The organism is Streptomyces sp. NBC_01341 (assembly GCF_035946055.1).
Classification (GTDB): domain Bacteria; phylum Actinomycetota; class Actinomycetes; order Streptomycetales; family Streptomycetaceae; genus Streptomyces.
Genome location: NZ_CP108364.1, coordinates 1,314,794 through 1,339,123 on the forward strand (window position 1 = coordinate 1,314,794; position 24,330 = coordinate 1,339,123).

The window sequence follows — 24,330 nt, forward strand, 5'->3', positions numbered from 1 at the left end:
GCAAACTATCCGGGGCGGACACACGCTTCGGGCCGACACGCACCGGCCGCGGATAAGGCTGTTTATCGCGCTTTGACCTCCGGGCCGCTCTCCGCCGATTCCGCGTACATCTCGGAGAGCTCGGGACTTCCCGAGACCGCCCAGTCGAGACCCGCGGCAACGACGTCGATCTCCCGCCCCGATGCCAGCCGCACCACGGGCCGTCCGCCGGCCAGAATGTCCCATGCGGCGCCGGGCACGGTGCGCACCAGCACGGTGCCGAGGTAGAGGCCCGCGTCGTTGCCCACCCAGGGCAGCTCCTCCGGGTCGTCGCGCCAGATGGGCGGCAGCTGGTCGAGGGCCGACAACGAGGCGGGGCTGTCGTCCAGTTCGAGTCCGCACTGTCCCGCACGTGCGCGCAGCAGCTCGCATTCCGCCAGCAGTTCCGCCACGCCGTCAGGATCGGTCCTGACGGCCTCCTTGAGTGCCACCGCCCGCGTACCGCCGTGTCGTTTGCGCCAGTTGTCCAGGAAGGGAATGTTCATGACCGGGTCCTTCGGGGAGCGTCGACGTCGTTTCTCGGAACGTGCGGAGATGCGGGCGGACCGTACCCGCTCCGCGTACCGGCCGCTTCCGGCGATCCTGTCTTCTCCATGACCATCTCTCAGTCGACTCCCACTCGCTCCCCCGTCGCTCACGGGAACAACTCCCTCTGAAGCGCCGCCTTCAGGATCACCATGACACAAATCCGGCTCCGGGTCGCCGCACCCCGGAGGCGTGGACGACGACCCTGGACGCGCGAGGCGCCCGGGGATCGGATCGGGCACGTTCGGCCACCCACGGTGTGCACACAGGTTCGACATTCGGCAGGTAGTTCCTGCTTGCAGCGTATGCCGGAGAGCCTCGGGGCGAGACCCGGAGCGCCGTGTACCCCGGCCGTTCCGCCGGACACGGTGTCCTTCACTCGTCATCACCACCCGTCGGTCACAGCTCCATCACCAACGGAACATCGACCTCCCCTGTGGTGCACCACACCGCTACGGTCTTGCCCCGGTGATCCGTCCTTGGGGGGCACATGTCGCATCAGGAGCCGCAGTCCGACCGTCCGCAACAGCCGGGCGGAGGCCCACAACCTCACACGCCTCAGCAGCCCCAACGGCAAAGGGGAGGCAACGCCGGGCGGATCGTGGGATTCAGCTGCCTCGGCATCGTCGGACTCGTCCTGGTCTTCGCCATCGGCAGTGCGGCCCTGCTCGGCGGTGACGAGGACCCTACGCCACGCGGCGCCGAGCCTGCCGCAACCGGGTCGGCCGCCACCCCGTCGGCCGCCACCGTGGACACGGGCGGCGACGCGGAGACGGGCGGCGACGCGGAGACGGGCGGACAGGAGACGCGGAAGCCCGCCGACGAGCCCGTGGAGATCGCGGCGACGAGGACGGACTTCCAGGGAAGTGCCCTTGCCGACGGCACCGACTACACCAGTGTGCGGGTCACGGTCACGAACAACGGAAGGACCGACGTCGGCGTCAACCCGCTGTACTTCTCGGTCACGGGCACCGACGGGAGCAAGCACCCGGCCGAACTGGCCGTGGACGAGAACCAGATCGCCACGGTCGACCTGGCTCCCGGCGAGAACGTGACGGGCACCGTGACGGGGAAGGGCACGTTCACCCCGGCCTACGTGACCTTCGTCGACGGCATCACCGGCGGCAGCGTCCGCGGCGAGGTCGGCTGATGAACGACGTGACCCCCCGGCCACCCCCTCCGGGCAGCGTTCTCTCTAGGGTACGAGGATGACCTCGCAGACCTATCTCTCCGAACTCTTCTCGCTGGAAGGCAGGGTCGCCCTGGTGACCGGTGGCAGCTCCGGCATCGGGCGCGGTATCGCCGGGGCGCTCGCGCACGCGGGCGCGCGTGTGGTGGTCGTGGCGCGCGGGGAGGCGGAACTGGAGCGGACCGTCGGCGAACTCACCGCCGAGGGATGCCGGGCGGCGTGGGTGAGCGCGGACCTCGGGACGACCGAAGGGGTACGGACCGCGGCGGAGGCGTCGACGGACGCGTTCGGCGAGCCCGACATCATCGTGAACTCCGCGGGCATCAACCTGCGGCCCCCGATGAGCGAACTGGACGAGGACGTCTGGGACACCACGATGGCGGTGAACCTCAAGGCGCCCTACCTCCTCGGACGGCGCTTCGGGCCCGCCATGGCCGAGCGTGGATTCGGCCGCATCATCCACATCACCTCACAGCAGGCGCACCGCGCCTTCGTACAGAGCGGCGCTTACGGAGTGTCCAAGGGCGCGCTGGAATCACTGGCACGTTCACAGGCCGAGGCCTGGTCAGCGCACGGCGTCACCTGCAACACGCTGGTACCCGGTTTCGTCATGACCCCGCTCAACGAGCGGCTGTCCTCGGACCCGGAGCGGGTCGCGGCGCTGGCCGCCCGCACGATGGTGGGGCGCAACGGGCTCGCCGGGGACTTCGCGGGCGCCGCCGTGTTCCTGGCGAGCGCCGCCTCGGCCTATGTGACCGGCCAGTCGATCTTCGTCGATGGCGGTTTTTCCGTGCACTGACCGCCCGATGCCCGATGCCCGGTTCGTGGGCCCGGCATCGACGCACAAGGCCTTGCGCACGGCGGACGCGGGCGGTTGGCTGTCAGTGGCCGGAGGTTCGAGCCACCGTGCATGTGATCCGAAGGACACCTGATGACAGAGGACCGCGACGGCATGGTCGTCCACTGGCGGCCCGGTTGCCCCTACTGCATGAAGCTGCGGCTGCGCCTCCGCTTCTCCGGGCTGACCTACACCGAGGTGAACATCTGGCGGGACAAGGATGCGGCGGCCTTCGTCCGCTCGGTCGCCGACGGCAACGAGACGGTGCCGACAGTCACCGTCGCGGGGTATTCCATGGTCAACCCGTCCAAGCGCCAGGTGATGCGGGCCGTCGTCGAACGCGCGCCGCATCTGCTGCGCACGAAGCGGGTTCCGTAGAGCCGGTCCGGCGGAGCCGGTCCCGAAGAACCGGCTCAGGGCCCGTCAGACGTCGAGGTCGACGACCACCGGAGCGTGGTCGGACGCTCCCTTGCCCTTGCGCTCCTCGCGGTCGACGTAACTGTCCTTGACCGCCGCCGCGAAGGGGGCGTTGCCGTAGACCAGGTCGATGCGCATGCCCCTGTTCTTCGGGAAGGCGAGCTGGCGGTAGTCCCAGTAGGAGTAGGGGCGGTCGTACTTGAGGGGGCGCGGCACCACATCCGAGAGCCCCTGCTCACGGAGTGCCGCGAGGGCGTCCCGCTCGGCGGGCGTGACGTGGGTGGCCCCCTCGAAGACGGCCGGATCCCAGACGTCCTCGTCGGTGGGCGCGATGTTGTAGTCGCCGAGGACGGCGAAGGGCAGCGCTCCGGCCGTATCGCCGGCGACGGCCTCCCGCAGCGCTTCGAGCCAGCGCAGCTTGTAGGCGTAGTGCTCGTGGGCGACCTCGCGGCCGTTGGGTACGTAGACGGACCAGACGCGGACGGGCCCGCAGGTCGCCGAGATCGCCCTCGGCTCCTGCACTCCCTCGTAGTCGGGGCCGCCGGGCAGACCGGTCACGACGTCGGCCAGGCCCACGCGGGAGAGCAGCGCCACCCCGTTCCACCGGCCCGTGGCGTTGACCGCGGACTCGTAACCCGCCTCGCGCAGGGCTTCCGCGGGAAACTGTTCGAGCGTGCATTTGGTCTCCTGGATGCACAGCACGTCGGTGCCGCTGCTCTCCAGCCAGGCCAGCAGCCTGGGAAGCCGGGCGGTGATCGAGTTGACGTTCCAGGTGGCGATGCGCATGCGGTAAACCTAGCCGCTCCCACTGACAGCCGGGTCAGAGACGGGTCGCGTCGCCCGGTGTCAGGCGCCCGTGGTCCGTTCCGCCCAGGGAGCCGATCTGCGTGTCGTAGATCGGACGGGCGAGATCGGTGAGCAGCGCGTCGTGGATGTCGATGGCCCGGCGTGGCTTGACCTCGCGTACGTAGTCGATGACCTCCGAGATCTTGTTCCAGGGGGCCATCACCGGCAGCATCAGTGTGTCCACCGGCCGGTCCGGCACGGTGAGCGCGTCACCCGGGTGGAAGACCGAACCGTCCACGAGGAAGCCGATGTTGGTGATCCGGGGAATGTCCGGATGGATCACCGCGTGCAGTTCGCCGTGCACCTGTACGTCGAACCCGGCGGCGCTGAAGGTGTCACCGTGGCCCACGGTGTGCACCCGCCCCGGGAACGCGGCGGACAGCCGTTCGGCCACACTGCGCAGGGTCCACAGCCGCAGCGCCGGATCGGCTTCGAGAGCGGCGCGCAGTCGCGCCTCGTCGAAGTGGTCCGGGTGTTCGTGCGTCACCAGGATCGCGTCGGCACCGACGACTGCGTCGTCCTCGGTGAACCCGCCCGGGTCGATCACGAGCGACTGCCCGTCCCGCTCCAGGCGGACGCACGAGTGGGTCTTCTTGGTGAGCGTCAGAGGCGAAGCGTTCATGTCCCCATCCTGCTACGCGGGCGGGGTGGTTTCCTCCTGGATCACGGACTGCGCGATCTCGAACGCGGCGCCGGCCGCCGGAATGCCGCAGTAGACAGCCGTCTGGAGCAGGACTTCCTTGATCTCGACGGGGGTGAGCCCGTTGCGCAGGGCCGCCCTGACGTGCTGGGCGAGTCCGCCGAGGTGCCCCGAGGCGACGACGGCGGTGAGGGTGACACAACTGCGGGCCCGGCGGTCGAGACCTTCCCTCGACCAGATCTCCCCCCACGCGTAGCGGGTGATGAGCTCCTCGAAGTCGTCGGTGAAGCCGTCGGACGCGGCCGTCGCGGCGTCGACGTGGGCATCCCCCAGCACCTCGCGCCGCACCTTCATCCCGCGCTCGCGCGGATCGCCGCGCCCCGTCGTCGAGGCGTCGGGCAGTTCGCCGGCCGAGGCGATCTCCGCGACCGGCACGACCGGGGCGAACGGGGTCGCGAAGCCGGGGGACGGCGGCACGGGGATCGATGCCAGGGTGTCCTGCCACGCAGTCGAGAAGTGCATGAACAACAGGTCGGTGACCGCGGCCGGCTGCTCGACCGGAGCGAGGTGCGAGGCGCCGGGCACGAGGGCGAGACGGGCGTCCGGGATGCCGGCGACCAGGTTCCGGGCCTCGGCGGGGCCGGTGACCTTGTCGTCCGCTCCCACGAGCACGAGGGTCGGGACGCCGATGCGGGAGAGTTCCGTACGGATGTCGAAGGCGGCCAGGGCCTCGCAGGAGGCGATGTAGCAGCCGGGGTCGGTGGTGCGGACCATCTGGACGGCCCACTCGACGATGGCGGGCTGGGCCGCCGCGAAGCCGGGGGTGAACCAGCGCTCCGGGGAGGTGCGGGCGATCGGCTCCAGGCCGTTGCTGCGGACGATGACCCCGCGCTGCCGGAACTCGTCCGCGGTGCCGAAGCGCGGTGACGCGGCGACGAGCGCCAGCGCGGCGATCCGGTGGGGGTGGCGCAGGGCCAGGTCGGCGCCGACGGCGCCGCCGATGGAACAGCCCGCGTAACCGAAGCGCTGGACTCCGACGCTGTCCAGGGTGGCGAGCAGCCGGTCGGCGAGGTCACTTACGGCGGCGGCGGGATGCGCGGGGGCTCCGCCGTGGCCTGGCAGGTCGTAGCGGAAGATCCTCCAGTGCTGCGAGAGCTCGGGTATCTGGCGGTCCCACATGTGCCATGTAACACCGAGGGAGGGCCCCAGGACGAGGACCGGTGCGTCTTCTGGCCCGTCAAAGCGGTATCGCAGGGTTTCAAGGTTCTTCTCGCTCACCCGCTCACGCTCCCACATCTCACATTCGCTCCGTCAGCGGGGGCTGGGGCGGGGGCTGGGACGCTCGCCATCTCTCCCCACGTATCCGCGGCCGGCCGTAGATCCTCCACATCCGGCTTCACGTACCAGCGCTTCGTCGTGCGGACGTCGCTGTGCCCGGCCCAACGAGCGAGCAAATGGTCGGGCACACCATTGTTCGCAAGGTGAGTGAGGCAGCTCGCGCGAGCGTCGTACAAACGGACCCGGCGCAGCGAGTTCTCGGCCATGACCGTGTACGCCCGCTCACGCAACTGCCGCCCGTTGAGCGCCCTGCCGAGACCATCCACGAGCACGTACCCGTTGTCCTCGTACCGCTCCCCTGCCGCGAGTTTCTCGGCCATCTGCGTAGCCTTGTACTCGGCGAGAGCATCCTTCACCAGGTCGGGCAGCGGAAGCTGCCGCTGGCCGGCAAGCGATTTCGTATCCTTCTCGACCACGGACTTGTTGCCCATCAGCGTCCGGGTGCGAGTGACGGTCAGGATGGCCCCGGTCAGGTCGACGTCGCCCCAGCGCATGCCGCAGATCTCTGCCGGCCGCAGTCCCATCAGGGACAGGAGAAAGACGGCGTACAGGCGGTCGTCCTTGACCGCGCGCACGAAGGCGCGTACCTCCTGGATGTTCCAGGGAGGAATCGCGGATTTCGCCCGCCGCTCCGCTTTCCGAAGGTTACGAGGGACCTTCACCTCCCTGGCGACGTTCACCTCGACGAGACGCCGCGCCACCGCCCGGTCGAGCGCCTCCTTCAGCCGCGCCAGGGACATCTCGACCGAGGCCACCCCCAGACCGGTACCCGCCTTGCCACCTCGCACCCGGCCCTCTCGCAGTGCCCATTTCATCCACGCCTCGACATCGTCCTCAGTGAGTTCTTGGAGGCGGATGTGACCGAGCATTCCCCGAAGACGCCCCAGAGTCATGGTGTAGCTGCAGACAGTGCTCTCCTCCAGGTCCTCGGCCTTCATGGCCAGCCATTCATCGAGCCACTCGTCCAGCGTTTGGGCATCGAACGGCACGGCCGCTGCTTCGTAGCGACGGTGCGTGATACGCGCATACTCAGCCTTCGCTTCCCTCAGCGTGCCGAAAGTGCGGGACACCTGCCGCCGCTTCCCAGTCGAAGGGTGAGCTCCTACGTCGACCACGAACCGGTACCGGGCATGCCCCTTCGCATCGGGGGACAGTTTCTTGATCGGAACAGACACGACTTTCACTCTCCTCAAGGGCGCGGGACCGCTCGCACAGGCATGGTCCTCAACACACTCCATCCCTGGGCCCGCAGCAAGATGCCAGCGAAAACGCCGCCTTCCTTGCGTGCCTCGGCCTTCCAGGACCGAACGCGAGCAATTCCCATGGTCGTCAAGATCCCCGGTTTCGGTAACCGGCCCTCTCGGTGTATGTTCCGCACCCGGTTGAGCAGGGCGTCCGCCACACCGCCGGCCCTCTACGCGCCGGCACGGCTCACTGAACCTGGGAGCACCAACCCGTTCGGCAGCCAGTGACCTCCTGTTCGACCCCGGGCAGGACGCGGCGATGCATGCCGACACGACGGGACGGACTACACGCGGTCGTCCCTGAGTCCGGAAACAGCCCCCTGCCGTACGTACCGCACCGCGATGCCATGTCTGAGCGAGCACGCGAGGAAATCCGCCTGGGCGCGTCCGGCGGTCCGCTCGCGACTACGGCCCACCCGCAGCGCACCCGGCAACTTCGTTCTGGCCTCATGCCCCGCAGACGACGACAGTCACAGTTCGTATCGCGGCAAGCCAGGGCCTTGCCGGTCCCTACACGCCGCGCCCACGAGTACGGACCTACAACCGACCGCATCAGATGGCAGACTGACGCAACATCACTGCCGTAACCGCTGAACAAGCCGCTCGAAGCTCATCGCCGCCGGCCTCCAACGCACCACCCACGTCCCCAGTCGCTACCCTCGTCCCCTTCGGCCTCGGCATTCACAAACCGGACATCACGTTGGCACGAGCCCTGACCTGGTCATGAACATGGTTGCCAGGGCGGCCGGTCGGGTGTGAAGATCTTCTTCGCTTAACGATCTACCGATGGAGATGTGATGAAGAGCATCCGCTTCAAGAAGAAGGCAGCCGCCTTCGCTACGTCCTTCGCGGCCGTGGTGGCTGTGATGACGGCCGCCGGTCCGGCCCATGCGGCGGAGTTCAAGGTCAGCGACAACTGTGATGTTCCGTGGATCACCTGCTCGTACGGTGATCTGTGGCTGTTCTACAACACGAAGCAATTCGCCGTCCAGGACGGCTATATCAAGTCGGCGTACACGACCTTTTACAGCAACGTGTCCGACCACTCGGGTACAAGCCAGTACCAGGGATCGTCACTGACGACCTACCGGTATGTCTTCGGTAACGGCGGCAACGGAAACGGCGAGTACATGAAGAACAATGCCGGGTCGGTGCAGAACTGCGCCCGGGATGACAACTACCGCGTGTACTACAACTCCGGCTACGGCGGCACGTCTCAGTATTTCGCGAAGAACGGGCCCTACGGAGACTGCAACCTCACCGACCTGATCTCCGCTTTGCACAACAACAACGCATCTTCCCACTTCGGTTAAGAAGGATCCCACGTGAAGCACACCAAGCGGATATCCACCGCAGTAGCCCTGACCGCTTCGGCCTTCCTGGTCAGTGCCTGTTCCTCCGGCACTACTCCGGAAGACACCACGAAGATCGTGGCCGACGGCAAATCGATTGTGAACAAGGATAACTGGCCCGAGAAGATCCCCACGAGTGGCCTGACCAAGAACCTGACCCTTCCGCTGGAGGAGTACATGGCCTCCTACGAGGATCAGGTCGCCATTGAGCAGGCTGCCACCAAACTCCAGCAGTCCTGCATGAAGGAGTACGGCATCGAGCTGACGTTGCCACGAGCGGGCGCCAACCCCCCTCCCAGCGACAACGATGCCAACATCGAACGCCGTTATGGCATCACTAACCGGGCCGAAGCGCAGAAGTACGGCTACGAGCTCGCTCCGGCGCTGCGGGAGCACACCGAGCAGCCCCTGCGTGATCTGTCCGATGTCGAGGTCGAGGTCCTGACCGGCCACACCAAGCCCGAACCGCCCAAGGCCCCCGAGGGAACCAAAGCGGGAGTGACGTTGAGCAGCCCCGGCCAGGGCACCAAGCCCGCTCGGGCCGAGCACAACGGGAAGAAGTTGAAGACGGGCGGTTGCATTGGCTGGTCCAAGGATCAACTCGGCGTGCAGGAAGCCGACCCGACCGTCGTGGCGGAGCTCGCCGGGGACAGCCTGATGCAGTCGATGCAGGACACCAAGGTCATCAAGGCCATCGGTGCGTGGTCTTCGTGCATGGACGGCAAGGGGCATGCGGGACTTGCCGATCCGTACAAGGCGATGGACCAGGGCGTCACGAACGATGGGAAGCCGTCGCAGCAGTCCATCGCCCTGGCGGTTGACGACATCGACTGCAAGACGCAGACAGATCTCGTCAAGGTCTGGTCCGATGTGGAGACCGCGACCCAGAACAGTCAGATCGCCGGCAACAAGAGCCGACTGACTGGAATCAAGTCGCAGCACGGCAAGGAAGTCGCTGCCGCGCGCGAGCAGATGGCTGCCTCCTCCCAGTGAGTGCTAAAGCAGTACTGCCCGGACTTCGCATGGCCAGGGCGATGTGTCTGCTGGCGGCGTCTGTGCTGATCGCCGGTTGTACGGACGAGGCCGCTGACCGCGCCCCCGAGTCACCGCGGCCAGCGACTTCGAGCGTGGTGCAGAGCACTCCTCCATCGCGTTCCTCGCCTGTGCCGTCGGTGCACTCCGAAGGACGTGTGCGCGTCCTGGAGTACGGAGATCTGATCGTGCGTGCCACGCCGGAAAGCGGCGGCGTGCGGACTGAGATCGAGGTATCCAATACCTACGAACGGAACGCAACGTACTCGGTCAAGATCAGCATCGCTGATGGTAAGGGCTGGACCGCCTACAACCGATTCTGGCTTCAGGACGTCCCTTCTGGCGAAACCGGGCGTGATGAAGCGGTGATCGGCTCCAAGGACATGGGACCGATTCCGCAGGTTCCGAAGATTTACGTCGACGAATTCGATCCTCTCGTCGATCAGAAGTAGAAAAGGGAAATAATTCGCTGTGCGTGCAAGACAGAGGAAATACGCGGTGGTGATAGCGGCAGCGACGGCGATTCTCGCCTCGTCGCTATCCGCTTCCGCGCAGGCCCAGGGACCGAAGGTCCCCGAGAATTCCGTCCAAGGCGGCAAGAGCCTGCCCAAAGCAACGAGCAAACCTCACGCAGTCGGTAAGAAGAACCGCACCTCCGTCCTGGGTGAGAACTACTCCTTCTCCCAGGACGTGGCCCTGTCCACCTCCGGTGACGGCACGGGCTTCCACGTCCTGACGGGCAAAGAGAAGGAGGGCTACGAGTTCAGTACCTTAGCCACCCTGCGCGAAGTCGGATTCGATGCGGATACCTGGATAGGTAACGCGTGCGTGACCGGATCCGGGAAATACGCGGCCGTCGCCTACGCGCCCCGGACATTCACCAACAACCCCGAGTTGATGGTGCGCGGCGCGTTCACCGCCGTCGTCGACCTGAGCAGCGGCAAGGTGACTAAGCTGCCGCTCACCGCTTCGCTCGCCTACTTTTCCCCAGGCTGCGGCACGGGGGACGATGTGGTGTTCACGCAGCTGAGCTACGACGGGGACAAACAGCAAAAGACCCGGCTGATTGCCGTGGATGCGGCCACCGGCAAGCAGTCTCAGCCGGTCGCCTTCCCCGGTCAGATCACCTCGGCTGTTCCGACCCGGCACGGCATCGTGGCCGGTCACGGCAACAAGCTCGTCCGCATCAACGGGCAGAAGGAAACCGTCCTCGCCACCACAAAACACGTGCCATTCCAGATAGCGGCTGACAGCAGCGACGGCGTGACCTTCATCGACCGGGAAGCCGACACCAAGAAGACCGGAGCGAAATCCTGGGCCAAGCACCTCGACGCCACACAGGTCAAGGGCAAGAACACCACCCCGAAGACGGTGGCGGAAGGAAAGCTCACCGACTGGGACCTGTCCGCCACCCCTGGCGGCACGGTGTTCCTCACGGGTAAGGCCAAAAACAAGGGGACTCTGCCGGGCCCGGTGAAGAACCCGGGCCATCTCGCCAAGGGTTCCCGCATGTCGAGTCTCGGCCACGCGGGCGTGTCCACGTCCTGGGCGGATGGCAAGACCAGCCTGATTGCGCCCGAGGAGGCCACACAGGCCCGTGACGCGCGAATCAGTCTGGACGTGGTCGCCACCGGCAAGCACACCGAGTTGGACGCCACACCTCAGCTGACCGCGGAGCGCGCCGCGGCCGGGAGCCGACCCTCCCCTGCTCTGGGCATCTCGACTGGGAAGAAGTCGTCCGCGATGCCGGCGGACAGCGGCAACAGCGGGGGTATGTCCACGCAGACGCTGGGGGCTCAGCTGCTGGCGGCGTCACCGAACGGTCCGAGCGAGGGCACCGATGAGCGTTACTGCGCGGTGGCCCGGAACGATGTGAAGAAGCAGGCGTTCCAGCCGACACCGCGTCAGGTCGAGTGGGCCGTGGACCAGGCTGTCGTCGGCGAGTTGCATGTCAACCGGCCCGTGAACTGGAAGAACACGGGGATGGACTCCTACACCCCCCAGGGATTGTTCCCGCCGATCACTCTCGCCGGCGACCCCAACGGCACCCTCGACGACGAGGACCCGGACGTCACCGACCGCTGGCACATACCCTCGCAGGTGATGCTCGGCGTCACCGCGCAGGAATCCAACATGTGGCAGGCGACCCGCTTCGCCGTTCCCGGCGTCACATCCAACAGCCTGATCGGTAACTACTACGGCACCCAGTACACCGCCGACGGTGACCAGGCCGACCCCTGGCGCATCAACTTCTCCGAGGCCGACTGCGGCTACGGCATCACCCAGGCCACCGACGGCATGCGGCTGGCGGGCAAGACCAAGGACGGCGAGACGGCGCTGCCGCCCTCCACCCAGGAGGCCGTCGCTCTGGACTACGCCGCCAACATCGCCTACGGCGTGACGATCCTGTCCCGCAAGTGGAATGATCTCCACGGCCAGGAGATACAGGTCAACAACGGTCACCCGCAGTGGATCGAGAACTGGTTCTTCGCCCTGTGGGCGTACAACTCGGGCTTCTACCCGGCCGCCGACTCCTCCGGCCACAAGGGCCTCGGCTGGACCAACAACCCGGCCAACCCGCTGTGGAAGGCCAACCGGGTCCCCTTCCTCCAGCACGCCGTCGATCCGCACCTGGACGACTACTCCCACGCGGCGCACCCGCAGGACTGGCCCTACGAGGAGAAGGTCCTGGGCTGGGCCGCACGTCCGATCTCCGCCATGTTCGGGCCCGGAGACTTCCGGGCCGGCTACCTGGCCGCCTGGTGGAACAGCGACGCACAGCGCTCCACGGTGAAGCCGCCGCTGGACACCTTCTGCGACGCCTCGAACTCCTGCGACCCGTCGAAGATCACGGACAACGACTCCAACGACCCCGGCATGGGCGCCTGCGCACTGGACTCCGGTGACAGCGACACCAATCCACATTGGCTGCACTGCTGGTGGAGCAAGTCGGCCGAGTGGAAGAACTGCGACACCCGGGCCGAATGCGGACACCAGGTCCACCGGTTCAACACCAGCTATCCGGAACAGCCTGACGCCAACTCCTACCCGCCGCAGTGCAGCACCGGCCTGCCGTCAAACGCATTTGTAGTGGACGACGTTCCCAACGGCACAGCCCCGGCGGGCTCGGGTTCGCGCGGATGCGGGGCAGCGAAGTCGGATGGTGCGTTCACTCTCACCTATCAGTCCTCCGACATCATTGATTCCGACACCGGGCAGACCATCACCACATACCCCGGAAAGATCGACACCCACCAGATCGGCGCGGGCTACGGCAACCACTTCTGGTTCACCCACACCCGCAGCGCCGAGTCCTACCCGCCGCCGGGTGACCGGATGAAGGTGACCGGTACCTGGAAGCTGGGCAAGGAAATCACCGACTACAGCGGGCAGGCCAAGGTCTATGCCTTCATCCCCGACCACGGGGCGCAGACCTCCAAGGCCGAGTACCGCATCAAGCACTCCGCCGGTGAGACGGTGAAGGCGATCGACCAGAGCTCCAACCAGTCCAACAAGTGGGTCGATCTCGGCGCGTACTTCTTCAACGGCATGACCCCCGAGGTCAGCCTGCACAACTTCAACGGCGGTGACGGCTCCGCGGACATCGCCTTCGACGCCATCGCGTTCGTACCCGGCGACTACTCCGGCATTCCCTCGGACCTGACCTTCGGCGACCCGGACATCACCGCTCCGGACCCGGCACCGGTGGAGCCGCCCCAGAGCATTTCGGGCGACTACTTCAGTGTGCTCCCCACCGTCTCCGGTCTCTCCGGCGCCGCACGCTCCGCGACCGGGCAGGAGGGGATGCGCCTGTCGTCCGCGCCAGCGAAGGACCTCAAGTTCGCCAAGGCGTCAGTCGGTTCGGTGTCCACCACTTCGGCTCTGAGCTGCTCCATCGGTACAAGGTCCTTGGACTACACCCGGACCGAGGCGTGTCTCGGGGACGACCTGCAGTTCACGGGGACCACGACCGGCACGCCGAAGGCGAGCTTCGACCTCCGGCACGAATTCCAGCTCGACCCGGACAGTGACACCTTTACCCAGACCGTGTCGGTCAAGCTGACGTCGATCTCCATTCCCTCGCTGACCCTGGACATCGACTTCGGCTGCCGTGGCTACTGTGAAAAACAGACTCCGGTGTGGAGCGGTTCAAAGACCTTCGTCGCGGGCGACCTCCACACGGCCACGGTCACTCAGAAGATCAAGTGGAACAACGCCACCGCTTCCGACGGCCGCATCAGCCCGTACTTGACGGTCAAGGGAACCGCGGGCAGTGATACCAGCAACCCAATGACGGCTGAGAAGTCGGAGCTGGACGTCCGGTGCGACCGAGACGTGAAGGCCACTCCGGGCTGCGTCTTCAGCTCGTACAGGCCGACGTACGTCATGAACGAGAAGAAGTTCCCGGCGGCGGCCGCGCACGCCTGGCTGATCCAGAACAAGCTGCCCGGACACTACGGGCTGCGGGGCAACAACCCGCTCACCTTCCTGACCGAGGACGTCCTCGTGCCCGATCCTCCCACGAGCACGAAGAGCCTCGTCAGTCACAACCGCGACGTGATCTGCCCGCAGGCATGGGAGCGCAGCAAGCTGGCGACAATGTCGCCCGAACTCGGTACCGGTGACGTGCCCAGCTGCGACGAGTTCCCCTTCGCGGCTAGCTGGCAGAGCGCCGCGATAAAGAAGGACTGGGGTGGGCAGAACCTGAAGGAGGTGTCCTCGGGCGAGGAATGCCTGAACACGATCGCCATCCGCGGCACGGACGGCCGGTGGAGCCTCCAGCCCGACCCGCGCTCCCACGTGCCGACCTGGACCGAGCCGTGTGGACGTTCCAGCATGTCGAACAACCAGAACACCCAGTCCATGAGCTACATGCCAGGCTGGCGCAAGCAGAACCGCGTCCTCGAAGGGGACGACTACTGGCTCGAGGCCAAGCGTCCTTCGTGACCGCTTGACCGGAACGGAAAGCAGGGGCCCGGCCGCCATGGCCGGGCCCCTGCGGCGTGCAGACACCAGGCTAGGGTTCCCTCCATGAACGATGGAATCGCTTGGCTGGACGACGAACTGGGCCGGAATGGCTACGCCCTCACCATGGTGAAGGGCATCACCCCCGAGGCCCTCGCCGTGTATCTGGGCGCGCGGCCGGGCACGCTCATCGATCCGGACACCACCCCGGGAGCCCTGGAGTTCTTTCACGGACCGGGATCGTCGAAGCTGCCGGACTGGGCGATGGTGGGCCAGGCGGCCGACGGCTGGGCGTTCGCCCTGGAGACGCCCGAGGCCGGGCACCGGGACGACCGCCTGGCCCCCGGAAGAGACCTCAGGGCGCGCCACACGGTCGTGGACATCCTCGACACCACCATGGACCCGCCGAACGTCACGGTGACCGTGGGCGGCGAGACAGAGTGGACGCTACGGGAGAACGGCACCCGCCACGTCGAGCACCCGGTGAGCCGGCGTCTGGTCGCGGAGGCCGGGTTCCTCAGCTACCCCCACGGCATCTTCCGGGACGACGCATCCGAGGACACCGGGATACCGCACGTCTACCGGATCCTGGGCGACCACTATGGCCTTTCCCTGCCCCGGACCGCCGTGACGGAGAACCGCCTGCCTCACGTGTTCACGGAGCCCAGGACGCTCCTCCACGCGGAGGCGCACTGCCCGGCCTGCGGCGAAACGCGGATGCTGCCCTACGGCAGCGGTACGAAGGAGCCCCGGCTAGTCTGCGTCTACTACAAGGTCCGCGACGTCCCAGGCTACCCGCCGCAGGGGTGCCCGGGCGAGGTCGCGAACGCGGTGCGCGGGGAACCCAACCCGAAGTACGAGAACCTGCGCCTTCCCGGCACCTTGTGAGGAGTGCGGCGCCCGCACTGAGGCGGGCGCCGCCGGGTTGCTGGGGGCGCGGCCTACAAGCATGAGCGTGGTGACGCCGACGCCGTGCGCTAATGGGCGACACCACGCTGGTCAACCTGTTTCGCCACGCCGTGCAGGCAGCGTCCGAACGACGACGACTGGTTCACCTCGCGAGCCCTGGCCACATCATTACCAAGCAGCGGTCCGATTTTGACGCCCGCACGTACGGATCGAAGACGACGCGGTCGTAGCCGTCGTGGGTGGCCGCGCGCACCCCGTCGAAGCATATGTTGTCGCAGACCCCGGCCGAGGTCCGCGCGGGCGTCGCCGAGGCCACAGGCCCGGAGCCGAGCGTGGCGAGGAGGGCGGTTGCCGCCGGGGCGACAAAGCGGACGAGAACGCGTTGTGCGGTGCGCATGATTCCGCATTCTGTCGAGTGGGGAGTTTCGGCCGGGTCACCAGCACCCGGATTCCAGATCGCGTGCCTGCGCGGGGCGAGAGGCCCTGCCGCAGCCGGCAGGGCTTCTCGCTTCCGGTCATGGGCTTGCTAGGCCGCCGCGTGTCCGAGGATGCGCAGCGAATACGTGTCGTACGTCCGGTGCAGGACCATCACCACGGGGCCCGAGATGAATACTCCGCTGACGACGTACTCCTTCTTGTTCTTGGTCTCGGCAGCCCGCTCCTTGTACAGGGAGTCGGTTTCCCTCTTGGCCTGTTTGAGCCAGGAGGACGCCTTGGCGTTATCGATTCCCGCCACGTCCAGCTCGGTGCAGGCCGCGAGGAAGTCGAGAGCGCCGGACTTGTCCGTGCCGGTCCCGCACAGCAGGGACGACAGGTTCGTGTGGTCGGCGAATCCGGCTGACACCGTCGTTCCGGTGCCGCTTCTGGTTCCGCCGCGTCCGTGGATGTACGTTCTCATCTTCCCATTGGGCATTTCCTGCTTGACGGGTTTGTCCAGGTTCAGCCTCCAGTCCTTCGCGAGCCGGGAGAGAAAATCCTTCCCGGTGTACCCGGCAGCTATCGTGACCCCTGCGCCGATGCTGGGCCGGTCCATTCCGGCCACCGCGTGCTTCGGCAAGTCGGTGGCAGGCGTCACGGTCGGCGTCTCGGCCGGCTTGCCGGACGGCGTGGCTGCGGCCTTGGGCGCCGCGGCTGTCGGACGCTCGGATGCCGCCGTCCTCTCTGGGGTGCTCCGGCTACAGGAGACGGCTCCCGCCGCACCGATGGCGACCGCCATCAGTACGACGGGTACGCGGAGGGCGGTGCGCATCACAGGCCCCCGTCGTTGAGGCTGCAGATGCCGGGGTCGGCGGAGGTGGCCGGAATGAAGCCGACCGCGTCGAACACCACGTTGTCGTCTCCGGTGGCACCCTTCTGGATGTTGTCCAGTTCGATCCGGCCGCCCTTCCAGAAGGTGAAGGTGCCCATCTCGACCCAGGTCTCCTCGCCCGCACTGCGAGTTCCCTGGTTGATGCTGCAATGGTCGGGCTCGGCGCCGGCCGTGTTCTCGCCCGGGATGAAGTCGTACCCGATGGCCGCTTCGGCGCCGTGGCCCGGCAGGTGGACGAAGACCCGGTAGCGGTTGCCGGGCTGGTCGCCGGAGGGAAGCAGCTTCGGGTTGATCTGCCACCGGCCGGTGACCTTGTGGAAGATCTCCCCGTAGGGGTAGCTGTGTGTGAAGTACACGTGGTGGTCGTACCCGGCGCCTAGCTGGTGCAGGTCGATGTTGGCGATGTAGGGGGTGGCGCGGTAGGTGCTGTCGTCCCTCTGCATGGTGAAGTTGTCACCGGACTGGAGGGTGAACTTGCCGTCCCAGGCCCCCTCGAAGTCCCCGCAGTCGTAGGTGTCCTCGTGCTCTCCGAGGTCATCGATGACGATGGCGTTGGAATTACCATTCGGCCTGTCCAAGCAGTTGCCGTGGTCGTACTTGCTCTGCAACTCGGGTTCCGACGAGCCGAGCGAGTAGCGGAGTTTCTCGGTGCTGGAGTTGCTGCCGCTCTGCGAGCCGATCCACTCCGCGCTCTTGCCCCAGTAGCACAGGTTGTTCCAGCTCGGGCACGGGTCGGCCGCGGCCGGGTCGCACGCGTTGGACGCGTCGCAGAAGGTGCCGTACGGGGGCGTCTTGAGGACGGACAGCGGCATGACGGGCCGGACGTAGGACTCTTCGTTGTTCCAGGTCCGCTGGGGGTTCTCCGCCCAGCCGAGGATCTTCTCGGGATAGTTCCACTCGCCGGGGCGGGACGCGTCGTCGTAGCTGTACCGCAGGAACGGCTCGCGGTCCGCCGGATAGCTCGGGTTGATCGGGTTGTTGAAGAAGCCCAGGCCGGCGTTGGACCCGACGGTGTAGACGCCGGAGTTGTAGCCCCAGAGCGCCATGTACCAGTTCTCGATGTAGGCCGCACTGCCGCTGTTGGCGTTCATGCCCAGACCCTTGAGCTGGTTCCACTTCTCGCCCAGGATACGCAGACCGGCGGCGATGTTCGCCGCGTAGTCCGTGGTGACGGCGCCCGCGTGCACGGTGTCCAGCTGGTCCGGGTATGCCGAGTCCATGCCGGTCGTGACCTGGGCGATGCCGTAGCCGCAGTCGGCCGCTGTCACGTCGGGGTAGCCGTGGATGCCGTTCCCGTTCCCGAGCCAGTCGGACCGGGTGACGTTGCCCGAGTCACCGTTCATGGAGTGCCAGGACGCCTGCTTGAAGTTGGACTCCTGGGCGAGGATGGCCAGCATGACCTGCGCGGGAATCTCCCCTCCGCCGGTCAGGGCCGGCTTGGGGAACAGCCCCTGCGGGGTGTAGGCGCCGAGGCCGGTGTCGTGCCAGTCGGCCGGACGCGAGAGGGTCAGCTGGCCATGGACCGCCTGGTCAACCGCCCACTCGACCTGGTTGGCGCTGGCCTGGAGGGCCTGGCGCTTGGGGTCGTTGCGCTTGACGATGCAGGGGGTCTCCATGCGCGGGATCTTGCCGATGACGGCCGCGCCGTTCCCGGACAGGCACTGGGTCTCGGGGGCACCGTCACCGCAGGTGAGCGGATCGTCGTCATCGGACATGGCGAACGCGGTCGGGCCCATCGTCAGCGTCGTGTCCGACTTCGGCCGCTTGCGGTCGGCATCCACGCGCGTGGTGGCCTTCGTGCCCGTCCTCAACGCGGTCGCCTTGACGGTGAGCGATCCGGCGCCCTTGGCCAGGGACGAGCCGACGCCCTCGGTGACGCCCTTCATCTGTTCGGAGAACACCGAGTGGGTCACCAGATGACCGAGGCGCGAGATCCCGGCCACCCGGCCGTCCACGGCGTGCTTGGCGAGCCCTGGGGCCTTGCCGGTGTCGATGGCCTTCACGTCACCGACGACCGCGTCGCCCTTGGCCACACGCAGCAGCTTCACCTTACCCTTTGGCGCGCGGCCCAACTCGGTGAACTTCTTGCCGCCGAAGCGGGAGATGACGCTCTTCCCGCCGTCGACCGTGCCGATGTCCACGGCACCGTTCGCCGAGGCGGCCAGCGCGAACATGGGGCCGGGCACCTTGGAGAGCGTACGGGCGGACAGCTTCGTCCTCCCGTCGTCCTTGAGGTCGACCAGGTTGCCGGAAAGAACGCCGACGGTGCCCTTCCCCGTGGGGGTGACGTGTGTCAGGAAGCCGTCGACGGTGCGGCGGGAGGAGACCGATCCGGTGGTCGCGTCGACCGAGATCACCGTGGTCCGGCCGGCCGACGTGTCCGTGGCGGAACTGGAGGTGAACGCCACGTCGTCGCCCGCACCGCAGCCCGGCGAGAAGTAGGCGAGCTGCACTCCGTCGGGAATCTCGGTGACCTTGCCGTCCGACAGGCGGATCACCGCGGCGAACGCGCCGCTCGCGTAGGCACCGGGCTTGTTGGACCAGACCGACGGGGCGTAGACCGCCGCCGCGTAGTTCCCCGAGCCGGTGGTGCAGACGTAGCCCGTCCACGGGCCGACGTCGGACAGTTCCTTGCGCTTGAGCCGGGCGATCTCGTAGAAGGAGAACCCGTCGCTCTCCCGCGCCGAAAGGATGTGCAGCCCCTCGGCGTCGCCGGTGGCCTGCACGATCTCATCGGCCGAGGAGGTGTAGTCCGCCCCCAGGTCCTTGCCGGGCGCGGAGAACATGCGCGTCGTGTTCTCCGCGGCGGTGGGGGCCGGTGCGGGATCCACGGAAGCCATCGGGACCAGCGCGGCGGATGCCGCCACCACGCTCATGATGACCAGCGGATTCATGGACAAGTGGCGTATGAGACGTCTTTTCCGCATGTTGCTCCTCACATCCAGTCCGTGCAGCTGCCGTGCAGGACCGCGAGGCTCGCGTCGACCGGCCAGTCGTTACTCTTGGCGGGGCTCTGGATGGTGTACTTCGTCGGTGCGGGGTCGAAGGCGGTATCGACGTCGTTCCAGCACGCCTTCGCCGTCGTCTTCTTCCAGTTCTGCATCTTGGTGTAGGCGCCTGCCACGCCGCTGCCGAGAACGGCCGGACTGTCACCGGCCTGAACACCGCCGTCGGGATCGCGTGTCGTCCACAGTGTCAGATACACGGAGGCGGGCGACGAATCGAGATCGCGTGAGACCTTTGCCCATACGCCCTGACACGTCGGCGACCAGAGCAGCCGTACCGAGACCGACTCGTCCGCCATAGTCACCTGTTGAAGAATTTCGGCGTCATTGTCGCACCCCATCGCAATGGGGTCCTTTCCCGAGCACGTGTCCCGAAAGCAGTCGGATTCCGCCGCGGCCGGTGAGGCCGTGATTCCTTGGAGCACTCCGGCCAGCAGCGCCAGTGCTGCTGTCCTCGGTCCCCATCTACGTATGCCGTGCACACACATCACCTCAGACATTCCATGCCGCTCCGGGTGCGGAGAGGCAGGCGCAGCCTATGTGAACGCGCCCGGGACTATGTGGAGTTATTGCTCCCCCACCTGCGCAGATGTCGAAGTTGGACATGTGGCCGCAGTGCATCTCAAAGGTGGTGAAAGGTCAGGGGGAAGGTGCGCCGGAGGGTGTTTAGGTGACGAAAGGTGCGGGTAGCCGACGCCTTCCCGAAAGGTGATTGATGTATACACGTACCACTTGTCTAGGTGCGCCTTTTGCCACTCCCTCAGGTGTGAAGCCCCGGGAAGGGGGCCGCTGGCTCGGAGTTTTTGACGAGATTTGACCGAAAGGAAATGACGGGCCGGTATCCAACCGTCGCCGTCGGCCGGACGAGCGGGAGGGCGCGCATGCGCCGGGGTTCGCAGGCCATGGTGCCCAGATCAGCGACCTCGATTCTTCAGCGGTGATCGCTGTCTGGTGAGCTGCGCCGGGTTCCACGGGCCGAGGGTGGTGCGGGAGGTCATCCGCCCTGGTCTTCCTCGGGGGTCGGGGCCGGCCGTCAGGTGATGGCCGGGAGGTCTGTGAGGTACTGACAGGCCGCGCTGAAGGCCGTCGCCCAGGCCAGGACGGGTCCAGGTGGAGGATGCGCCTACGGGCGTGCATGGCGAGGCGGGCGGGCAGGTGGTAGAGCTTCCTGCGGATCGTTTCCGTTTCTGCGGCGGCGAGTTCGAGCTCGTCGCGCAGGAGGAGGATCCGGGTCCAGGTACCGACATCGGCGACGATGGCCGCGGCCAGCACCCAGGCAACGTTCAGCTGCCAAGACTTGGACGACAGGAGCCCGAGTCCGACCCGTTTGATCGCCTTTGCGCGGTCTTCGACCTCAGCGTGGTCGCGGTACAAGGCGTCCACGAACCATGCCTACCCCGCGCCCCGCACGCCCGCCATTTGACCACACCGGTGAACTACCTGTGGTCGAGGGTACGTTGACGCGACTAAAGGTCAAGCATCCATCGAAGGACCGGGATGCCCCGCCGGTGTGGTTATGGTCCTCCAAGACCGGCCCCACCCCGGACGACGTGGACCGCTCTGGCAGGGATTTCTCCGCCGCGGTCTGGAGCACACCTTCCGCTTCGCGAAGCAGTCCTTGGGCTGGACCACTCCGAAACTCCACACTCCCGAGGCTGCGGACCGCCCGACCTGGATCCTGATCGTCGCGCACACCCAACTCCACCTCGCCCGCCCGCCGCGGACCTTCACGGACTGTGTGAAAAGCCGAACGCGTCAGGCGTTCAAGCACGGTCGAACTCACGGCGAAGCCCAACCAGAGCGCTCCAGCGGGGCTCTCCTCATGGCTCCAGGAGAGGCCCCGCCTTGCCCACCGGCAACTCCCTCGCCCTATCAACGATGCCGTCACACACGTCCTGTCACACGCCTGTCACCAACACCGTCGACGCACCTGTACCACTAAGTGCAAACCCGCGTGAACAGCATCGAATTGGACCAGGTGGACGTCAGAAGACGGTTCTGCCTACCTGTGCCAGGTGGTGCCGAGGGAGGGCCCGATGACGAGGACCGGGGCGTCCTCCGGTCCGTCGAAGCGGTACTGGAGCAGCCTGCCGGGGTGCGATGCCTGCGGGGCCTGACCAGCCTGTCCGGGGTGCGGGTTCTGCGGGGCGGCGGGCCCTGGGCGGGTGCCCTGCGGGGCGGGTCCGGGCTGCGGGGCCTGCTGTCCCTGCGGGGCGAAGCCCGGCTGCGGAGCCTGCGGGGCGAGACCGGGCTCCGGGCGCTGTGGGGCGAAGCCGGGCTGCGGAGCCTGATGTCCCTGCGGGGCGGGACCGGGCTGCGGGCGCTGTGGGGCGAAGCCGCCCTGCTGCGCCTGCGGGGCGAAACCGGGCTGCTGCCCCTGCGGGGCGAAGCCGGGCAGGGGCCGGTCGTCGGCCTCGGGCCGGCCGTGGTGCGGGCCGGGAGCCGCCTGCGGGAACTGGGCGGTCACCTGCGACGACAGCGGGTCGGGCATACGGTGCCCGGCCCGGTCGGCCGGGGGCTGCGACAGCGGGTCGGGCATCTGTGGCGGCGGGCCGGGGACGGCGTGGGGGGTCTGCGCGTTCGGCTGTCCCGGTACGGGTCCGGGCGGCTGCGGCAGTTGCCGGATCACCTCGCCCTGCAGGGGCTCGGGGTGGGCCGTCTGCGGGGGCCGGGCGGGCTGCGGGGTCGTCTCGCTCACTTCACTCACTCGCTCCAGGGTAATGAGCGGCCCGCCCGCTCCCCGTCAGGGGGTCGCCGCGGACACCACGTAGACGACCGGAGCCGCCGGATCCGTCATGTTGACGGTGATGTTCTGGGTGGGGCGCGGGTCCTTGTTCTTGTGGACCGTGCCCGCCCAGTCGACGCCCGGTCCGAAGAACCACCCGGTGACCTTGAGGTCCCGCGCGCCGATCGTGACCTTGCCGGTCTCGAGCGCCGCCCGGCCGGTCCCTACACCGCTCAGGAAGCGGTCGAGGCCGGCGGAGGTCGTACGGAACTTCAGGTACATCCTGCTGGCTTTCCAGTTGTTGGTCTCGTAGTACTGGACCCCGACCGCGTTGCCCGGCACGGGCAGTTCGAAGATGCGGCGCTGCATTCCGGACGGCCAGTCCTCGCGCAGCCCCTGGGCCGCGGCCTCCGCCTCCTTGTCCTTGCCCGACCGGCGGCTCTGGCCCGCGGAGATCACCAGATAGCCGGCCGGGATACCGATCAGCAGCACGATGATCGTCAGGGTGATCAGGCGGCGGCGCATCACCCTGCGCCCGTCGTGCGGAGGCGTCCCGTCGTCGCCCCCGGGAGAGTCCGGGGAACCGGGGGTGCCCGCCGAGCCGGAGGAACCGGAGGACCCCGCGGCACCCGACGAAGGGGGCTGGCGCGGCACGATGTGGTGCTCGGCTGCGGTCATGGTCGGTGATCCCTCGAAGCTGCGGTACGGAGTGCGGGTGGCCGGATGTGCCGCGTCGTGCGGCGGTGGGTCAGTCGGCGGAGCTGCGGGTGCCGCGCGTGTTCCTGATGGTGCTGGCGGCCTGGTCGTAGAACTGGGCGTAGCGCTCGTAGCGCTCGACCCGGCGGCGGTTCGTGCGGCGGAAGCGCCGGGCGACCAGGCGGGCGAGGTCGGCGGCACCGACCATACCGGCCTCGGGGCCGAGCTGCGCCTTCGCGATCCGGGCCTCGGGGCGGTATCCGCGGCCCGTGAGGTGGCGCTTGAAGGCGTCCCTGGCCGGGCCGATCAGCAGGTCGTCGGCCGCGCTGACTCCGCCCCCGATGACGAAGCACGAGGGGTCCAGCGCGGCGGCGAGGTTGGCGATCCCCACGCCGAGCCACTGCCCGATGTCCTGGAGCAGTTCCACGCACATCGCGTCGCCCTCGCGGGCCAGTTCGGTGATGAGCGGCCCGGTGATCTCGGGGATGTTGCCCTTGACCCGCTCGATGATGCCGTGCGCCACCGGGGAGTCCGCCGCGGCCAGTTCCCTGGCCTCGCGCACCAGGGCGTTGCCCGAGCTGTACTGCTCCCAGCAGCCGCGGTTCCCGCACGGGCAGCGGTGACCGCCGGGTACCACCTGCATGTGGCCGAACTCACCGGCGACGCCGTACTTGCCGCGCTTGACGTGACCGTCCTCGAGGATGGCACCGCCGATGCCGGTGCCCAGCGTGATCATGACCAGGTGGTCCTCGCCCCGGCCCGCGCCGAAGCGCCATTCCGCCCAGGCCGCCGTGTTGGCGTCGTTGTCGACCATGACGGGGACGACGAGCCGGGAGGCGATGGCGTCCCGGAGGGGTTCGTCGCGCCAGGCGAGGTGGGGTGCGAAGAGCACCTTGGAGCGGTCCGCGTCGACCCAGCCCGCCGCGCCGATGCCGACGGCGTGCACGTCGTGCCGGTCGGAGAGGTCCAGGACCAGCTCGACGATGGTGTCCTCGACGACCTTGGGGCTCTTGGACTTGTCCGGGGTCTCCGTGCGGAGGGTCTCCAGGATGTTGCCGTCGGCGTCGACGACGCCCGCCATCACCTTCGTCCCGCCGATGTCGATGCCGACGGTGGGGACGCGTGGCGCCGTGAGGTGCGAACGCCGCTCCCTGGTGCCGACGGTCCGCAGGACGGTGGCGCGGGCGGAGCCGCGGTGTGTGAAGTCGCGGTACGTGCTCATCGTCCCTGCGCAGGTCGGGGGGCCGGTCGGTGCTCGATC

20 protein-coding genes and 1 pseudogene are annotated in these 24,330 nt (G+C 67.6%); 9 read left to right on the forward strand and 12 right to left on the reverse strand.

The window, feature by feature from the left end:
- Positions 1-62: 62 nt before the first annotated feature.
- Positions 63-524 carry a DUF6278 family protein gene (locus OG206_RS05865; RefSeq protein ID WP_327112911.1) on the reverse strand — a complete coding sequence of 154 codons (462 nt, stop codon included), beginning with the start codon at positions 522-524 and terminating at the stop codon, positions 63-65.
- A 641-nt stretch (positions 525-1,165) separates the two neighbouring features.
- Between OG206_RS05865 and OG206_RS05870 the strand changes: the two genes are divergently transcribed.
- The 3 genes from OG206_RS05870 to OG206_RS05880 all read left to right on the forward strand — a co-directional run bounded on the left by OG206_RS05870 (position 1,166) and on the right by OG206_RS05880 (position 2,969).
- Positions 1,166-1,714 carry a DUF4352 domain-containing protein gene (locus tag OG206_RS05870; protein ID WP_327112913.1) on the forward strand — a complete coding sequence of 183 codons (549 nt, stop codon included), beginning with the start codon at positions 1,166-1,168 and terminating at the stop codon, positions 1,712-1,714.
- 58 nt (positions 1,715-1,772) lie between these two features.
- Complete coding sequence (locus OG206_RS05875) at positions 1,773-2,552, forward strand: SDR family NAD(P)-dependent oxidoreductase (RefSeq protein WP_327112915.1); 780 nt, start codon at positions 1,773-1,775, stop codon at positions 2,550-2,552.
- A gap of 132 nt (positions 2,553-2,684) precedes the next feature.
- The gene (locus OG206_RS05880; RefSeq protein WP_327112917.1) at positions 2,685-2,969 is read left to right on the forward strand and encodes a glutaredoxin domain-containing protein; all 285 of its coding nucleotides are present in this window, start codon (positions 2,685-2,687) and stop codon (positions 2,967-2,969) included.
- A gap of 45 nt (positions 2,970-3,014) precedes the next feature.
- Here OG206_RS05880 and OG206_RS05885 read toward each other — a convergent pair whose 3' ends face one another.
- From OG206_RS05885 to OG206_RS05900, 4 genes are read right to left on the reverse strand one after another with little or no spacing between them, the layout of a single operon-like run.
- Positions 3,015-3,794, reverse strand: coding sequence for an exodeoxyribonuclease III (locus tag OG206_RS05885; protein ID WP_327112919.1), 780 nt, complete (start codon positions 3,792-3,794; stop codon positions 3,015-3,017).
- 34 nt (positions 3,795-3,828) lie between these two features.
- Positions 3,829-4,476 (reverse strand): MBL fold metallo-hydrolase, encoded by a 648-nt coding sequence (locus OG206_RS05890; RefSeq protein WP_327112921.1) that lies wholly within the window; start codon positions 4,474-4,476, stop codon positions 3,829-3,831.
- A gap of 12 nt (positions 4,477-4,488) precedes the next feature.
- Positions 4,489-5,790: a bifunctional 3-oxoadipate enol-lactonase/4-carboxymuconolactone decarboxylase PcaDC gene (pcaDC, locus tag OG206_RS05895; protein WP_327112923.1), complete on the reverse strand. Its 1,302-nt coding sequence runs from the start codon at positions 5,788-5,790 to the stop codon at positions 4,489-4,491.
- Complete coding sequence (locus OG206_RS05900) at positions 5,769-7,007, reverse strand: tyrosine-type recombinase/integrase (protein ID WP_327112925.1); 1,239 nt, start codon at positions 7,005-7,007, stop codon at positions 5,769-5,771. Before OG206_RS05900 ends, pcaDC begins: the two co-directional genes overlap by 22 nt.
- 866 nt (positions 7,008-7,873) lie before the next feature.
- On the opposite strand from OG206_RS05900, the gene OG206_RS05905 reads away from it, so the two are divergent.
- From OG206_RS05905 to OG206_RS05925, 5 genes are all read left to right on the forward strand, one after another.
- On the forward strand, positions 7,874-8,389 hold the full coding sequence (locus OG206_RS05905; RefSeq protein WP_327112927.1) for a hypothetical protein: 516 nt from the start codon (positions 7,874-7,876) through the stop codon (positions 8,387-8,389).
- Positions 8,390-8,401: 12 nt separating this feature from the next.
- Positions 8,402-9,421 carry a hypothetical protein gene (locus OG206_RS05910; protein WP_327112929.1) on the forward strand — a complete coding sequence of 340 codons (1,020 nt, stop codon included), beginning with the start codon at positions 8,402-8,404 and terminating at the stop codon, positions 9,419-9,421.
- Positions 9,422-9,618: 197 nt separating this feature from the next.
- Complete coding sequence (locus OG206_RS05915) at positions 9,619-9,912, forward strand: hypothetical protein (RefSeq protein ID WP_327112931.1); 294 nt, start codon at positions 9,619-9,621, stop codon at positions 9,910-9,912.
- 46 nt (positions 9,913-9,958) lie between these two features.
- Positions 9,959-14,407 (forward strand): golvesin C-terminal-like domain-containing protein, encoded by a 4,449-nt coding sequence (locus OG206_RS05920; RefSeq protein ID WP_327112933.1) that lies wholly within the window; start codon positions 9,959-9,961, stop codon positions 14,405-14,407.
- An 84-nt stretch (positions 14,408-14,491) separates the two neighbouring features.
- Positions 14,492-15,313, forward strand: coding sequence for a hypothetical protein (locus tag OG206_RS05925; protein WP_327112935.1), 822 nt, complete (start codon positions 14,492-14,494; stop codon positions 15,311-15,313).
- Between the two features lie 163 nt (positions 15,314-15,476).
- Here the strand turns inward: OG206_RS05925 and OG206_RS05930 are convergent, their stop codons facing one another.
- The 4 genes from OG206_RS05930 to OG206_RS05945 form a co-directional block, all read right to left on the reverse strand.
- Positions 15,477-15,731, reverse strand: coding sequence for a hypothetical protein (locus OG206_RS05930; protein WP_327112937.1), 255 nt, complete (start codon positions 15,729-15,731; stop codon positions 15,477-15,479).
- A gap of 129 nt (positions 15,732-15,860) precedes the next feature.
- The gene (locus OG206_RS05935; RefSeq protein WP_327112939.1) at positions 15,861-16,583 is read right to left on the reverse strand and encodes a hypothetical protein; all 723 of its coding nucleotides are present in this window, start codon (positions 16,581-16,583) and stop codon (positions 15,861-15,863) included.
- Positions 16,583-19,570 (reverse strand): hypothetical protein, encoded by a 2,988-nt coding sequence (locus OG206_RS05940; RefSeq protein ID WP_327112941.1) that lies wholly within the window; start codon positions 19,568-19,570, stop codon positions 16,583-16,585. The genes OG206_RS05935 and OG206_RS05940 overlap by 1 nt, the downstream gene beginning before the upstream one ends.
- An 8-nt stretch (positions 19,571-19,578) precedes the next feature.
- Positions 19,579-20,148, reverse strand: coding sequence for a DUF2690 domain-containing protein (locus tag OG206_RS05945; protein ID WP_327112943.1), 570 nt, complete (start codon positions 20,146-20,148; stop codon positions 19,579-19,581).
- Between the two features lie 924 nt (positions 20,149-21,072).
- Here OG206_RS05945 and OG206_RS05955 point away from each other — a divergent pair.
- Positions 21,073-21,359: pseudogene (locus OG206_RS05955) on the forward strand (NF041680 family putative transposase); the annotation flags it as partial.
- 291 nt (positions 21,360-21,650) lie between these two features.
- On the opposite strand, the gene OG206_RS05960 reads toward OG206_RS05955, so the two are convergent.
- From OG206_RS05960 to OG206_RS05970, 3 genes are all read right to left on the reverse strand, one after another.
- Positions 21,651-22,355 carry a hypothetical protein gene (locus OG206_RS05960; RefSeq protein WP_327112945.1) on the reverse strand — a complete coding sequence of 235 codons (705 nt, stop codon included), beginning with the start codon at positions 22,353-22,355 and terminating at the stop codon, positions 21,651-21,653.
- 36 nt (positions 22,356-22,391) lie between these two features.
- The gene (locus OG206_RS05965) at positions 22,392-23,051 is read right to left on the reverse strand and encodes a hypothetical protein (protein WP_327112947.1); all 660 of its coding nucleotides are present in this window, start codon (positions 23,049-23,051) and stop codon (positions 22,392-22,394) included.
- Between the two features lie 70 nt (positions 23,052-23,121).
- Positions 23,122-24,291 (reverse strand): ROK family glucokinase, encoded by a 1,170-nt coding sequence (locus OG206_RS05970; RefSeq protein ID WP_327112949.1) that lies wholly within the window; start codon positions 24,289-24,291, stop codon positions 23,122-23,124.
- Positions 24,292-24,330 lie beyond the last annotated feature (39 nt).